Annotated in this window: 3 protein-coding genes and 1 pseudogene; 2 read left to right on the forward strand and 2 right to left on the reverse strand. The window is 45.4% G+C overall.

All coding sequences use genetic code 11. From position 1 onward, the window contains the following. Positions 1 to 122 precede the first annotated feature (122 nt). Entirely contained in the window at positions 123 to 374 is a 252-nt protein-coding gene (locus IJJ71_RS14790) for an aldose epimerase family protein (protein ID WP_296848124.1), read from the reverse strand. A 17-nt stretch (positions 375 to 391) separates the two neighbouring features. Further along, entirely contained in the window at positions 392 to 1915 is a 1524-nt protein-coding gene (gene galT / locus IJJ71_RS14795) for a UDP-glucose--hexose-1-phosphate uridylyltransferase (RefSeq protein WP_296848125.1), read from the reverse strand. Between the two features lie 384 nt (positions 1916 to 2299). Between galT and IJJ71_RS14800 the strand changes: the two genes are divergently transcribed. Beyond that, entirely contained in the window at positions 2300 to 3001 is a 702-nt protein-coding gene (locus IJJ71_RS14800; protein WP_296848127.1) for a formylglycine-generating enzyme family protein, read from the forward strand. A gap of 214 nt (positions 3002 to 3215) precedes the next feature. Next, positions 3216 to 3527, forward strand: a pseudogene (locus IJJ71_RS14805) (ATP-binding cassette domain-containing protein); the annotation flags it as partial.

A 3527-nucleotide genomic window follows, 5' to 3' on the forward strand; every position in this document is an offset into this window, starting at 1 on the left:
ATGAATCTTCTGAAGCAAGCAGATTTTTCGGATGTCATAAAATCCAAAAACATTACAATTTCTCAAAAGCAGCACATTTGCGATAAATGCGAAGATTATCTGGATAGAGTCATTAAGTTATTTTAATGCGGATGCCCTGCAGCACCCCTGATTCTGTTGGCAACCCGCCCGACAATCGCATTGTGAGCCTCAGTTCCTTTTTTCCAGCCGTCAAGGGTATCATACCCCAAGAGAATGTCTGTCTTGCCGCCAGTTTTGTTCGGCACAAAAAGATTTGTTATCGTGCAGCCAAGATTCATCGCAGAAAAAGAGATTTTTTCCCGTGAAACAGTGTAAAGCACGACTCCATCATCCAGTTTTTTTGACTCGGTCATCGTTGTATCCTGAAATTTTACAGCGTTTCAATGAATTTTTTGAACGCCGTTTTTCCTTCTTCTGTATATTTGTAAACGCCGGCATGCTCAAGAACCTTGGAGAAGACATGTCCTATCTCGTCCTTGAGAATTCCGTCGATTTTATCCGGTGAAAGGGAAGCAAAGTCATATTTCTGCTTCAGCTCGGCTACCCAGTCGCTGTGTTTTGCCAGACTTTCGTCAGAAGAAATATCGCGTCCTTCTTTCAGTGCGGCCGTCAGTTCAGAAAGTTCTGTCTTGAGCCGTCCCGGAAGGATTGCAAGCCCCATAACCTCAATCAGGCCAATATTTTCCTTTTTGATGTGGTGAAGCTCCGCATGGGGATGATAAAAGCCCAGCGGATGCTCCTTCGTGGTGATATTGTTGCGCAAAACCAAGTCCAGCTCGAAGTCGCTTCCCCGGCGGCGGGCAATGGGGTTCAAGGTATTGTGCTTCTCGCCGTCAGTCTCAGCGAAGATAAAGGCGTTTTCATCGGTATAGGCCCGCCATTTTTCAAGAACATGCTCAGCGAATTCCACGAGCCGCTCTTTTTTTGCAGAGGAGACGCGGATTACGCTCATAGGCCATTTTACGATGCCGCATTTTACGTCCTCATAGCCTTTGACAGAAAATTCCTTATCCACGGGAGCCTTTGCCATGGGGAATTCATAGGCACCGCCCTGGAAATGGTCGTGGGTGAGGATTGAGCCGCCGACAATCGGCAAATCCGCGTTGCTTCCGATTGTGTAATGGGGAAATTTATCAACAAAATCAAGGAGCCTTTGGAAAGTCTTTTTTGAGATAAGCATGGGAGTGTGCTCATAATTGAATACGATACAGTGCTCGTTGTAGTAAACATAAGGTGAATACTGGAAGCCCCACTTCTCGCCCGCAAGTTCAATCGGAATAATGCGGTGATTTTCCCGGGCCGGATGATTCACCCTTCCCGCATAGCCTTCGTTTTCCTTGCACAAAAGGCACTTCGGGTAGCCAGACTGTTTCATAAGCTTGGCGGCAGCGATTGCCTTGGGGTCTTTTTCGGGCTTAGAAAGATTAATAGTAATGTCCATGTCGCCGTACTGAGTTTTTGACACCCATTTCAAATCCTTGCACACACGGTAACGGCGGATATAGTCAGAATCCTGAGATAATTTATAGAAGAAATCCGTCGCCTTTTTCGGAGATTCGGCGTAAAGCTCATTGAATTTCCTGATGATATTAGCCGGACGGTCAACCATCACGCTCATCAGCCGGGTGTCAAACAAATCACGGTAAACAGTGCCGTCGCCACCGACAAGATTATGAGCCACGGCATAATCAAGGATATTTTTCAGGATATCCTCAAGGTCAGAAATCTCAACTTCGGGAACAGCGGCAACTTCGTCGTCATTCTCAAATCCATCAAGGTTCAGCAGAAGAAGGAATTGGTTCTTTACGAATGCTAAATCTTCTTTTTCAAAAAGGCCTGCCTTAAGTCCGTAGGCGGCAAGTCTGTTCAGTTCATGGTGAATACAAATGCTCATATCTCATTGTGCAACCGATTGCACAATTTGTCAAGAAAAAAATTTAAGCTTCATCTGTCTTTCCCCAGCTCGGGCTTGAACAATATAAATTTTTTTTACAGAAATCAACTGGGATTAAATAAAATTACTTATGATGAAAAAAACAGGGTCTTCGGCCTTGAAAATGACCACATCGGCTATTACATGGCCATAGTTGACGAGGAAGGCTTTCTCGCACACCTTCACTACGGAAAAAAGATTTCTACAAAAGAATGAGCTTGGTCAAACAGCCTGCTCCCTCTCCTTCAAAAGCTACGAAATTCTGAAAGGGGATGACCAATAAGTATGAGTCATTGCCGTGCTCAAGGGCATTGCTTGTCGCCCTTGCTTAGACACGGCAATCTCTTGTATTGTAATCAAAAACTTCGTCCTGTAACGGGAATGAGCTGGTTCGATGCAATAGAATTCTGCAACAAACTGACTGAACTTTGCGGCTATGAAAAAGTCTACACAATGACAGGCATCAGCCGAAAGAACAATAAATCATATATTGATTCTGCAACAGTAACCTACGATTTCTCAAAAAACGGATACCGCCTGCCTACCGAAGCTGAATGGGAATTTGCCGCCCGCGGAGCCGGAAAAACAGGTAACGACTGGACTTACGAATATCCGGGAAGCAATAACTACAAAAAAGTCGCATGGTCTGTTTTAAATTCATCAGGCTACAGCGACGACGACCTTGAAATCCGAACCCACGAAGTCGGCACAAGGCAGCCGAATTCACTTGGTCTTTACGACATGGCAGGAAACGCATACGAATGGTGCTACGATTACTGGAAATGCAAACAGCCCGGCTACGAATCTTCAATACCAAAAGGCGACACCCACTCTTACATAAATCCTGTAGAAGACAGCGGAACTTTCACCGATCCGGTCGTAAATTCATCTTCCTACAAATCAAGAGTCATCCGCGGCGGAAACTACGGAAGCACAATCTTCTACCTGAAAAATGACTGCCGCTACTTTGAAAACCAGTATGTCTGCGCCAAAAACACAAGCACAGGCCAGAAAACTGTAGGAATAAGATTGGCAAGAAGAAAGTAAAATCATCGAAAAGCAAATGCGTAAGGGATTGTAGCCACGCCGAAGGCGGCCGCGAGCCAAACGAGCGGGAGCGAGTGAGCAAGCGGCTGCAGCGACAGCGGAATGGCGGAAAGCCCGACGGCGAAGCCGGTACGCCCAAAACTTTCACATTTAAATTTCCAACTTTCAATTTTCCATTTTCACTTTTTAATTTCCTCGCTATACTTAACTTATTATGAAAGAAAATTCCTTAATCTACATAAACAACTGCCGCGTGCAGGATTTGCACGGAACTAAAATTCCTTCCCTTGACTGGGAAATGCGGGCAGGTGAAGCATGGCTTGTAATCGGTCCGAACGGTGGCGGAAAGGCTGATTTTTTGCGTGCTCTGGCTGGCGAAAAGCAAATTTTGCCGAATGATTCCACGGGCGACTATTCAACTCATTTTACTGATTCTGTCGAAATTGTCTCTTTGGAGCGGGCTGCGAGCTTGATTCAGGAAGAGCGTGACCTGGACGAAAGCGAATACATCAACAAGATTGACGAA

This window comes from Treponema sp. (assembly GCF_017430385.1).
In the GTDB taxonomy this organism is placed as follows: domain Bacteria; phylum Spirochaetota; class Spirochaetia; order Treponematales; family Treponemataceae; genus Treponema_D.

Coding starts and splice junctions, on each gene's coding strand:
- IJJ71_RS14790 (WP_296848124.1), bottom strand. CDS start 374: ATGACCGAGTCAAAAAAACTGGATGATGGAGTCGTGCTTTACACTGTT.
- galT (WP_296848125.1), bottom strand. CDS start 1,915: ATGAGCATTTGTATTCACCATGAACTGAACAGACTTGCCGCCTACGGA.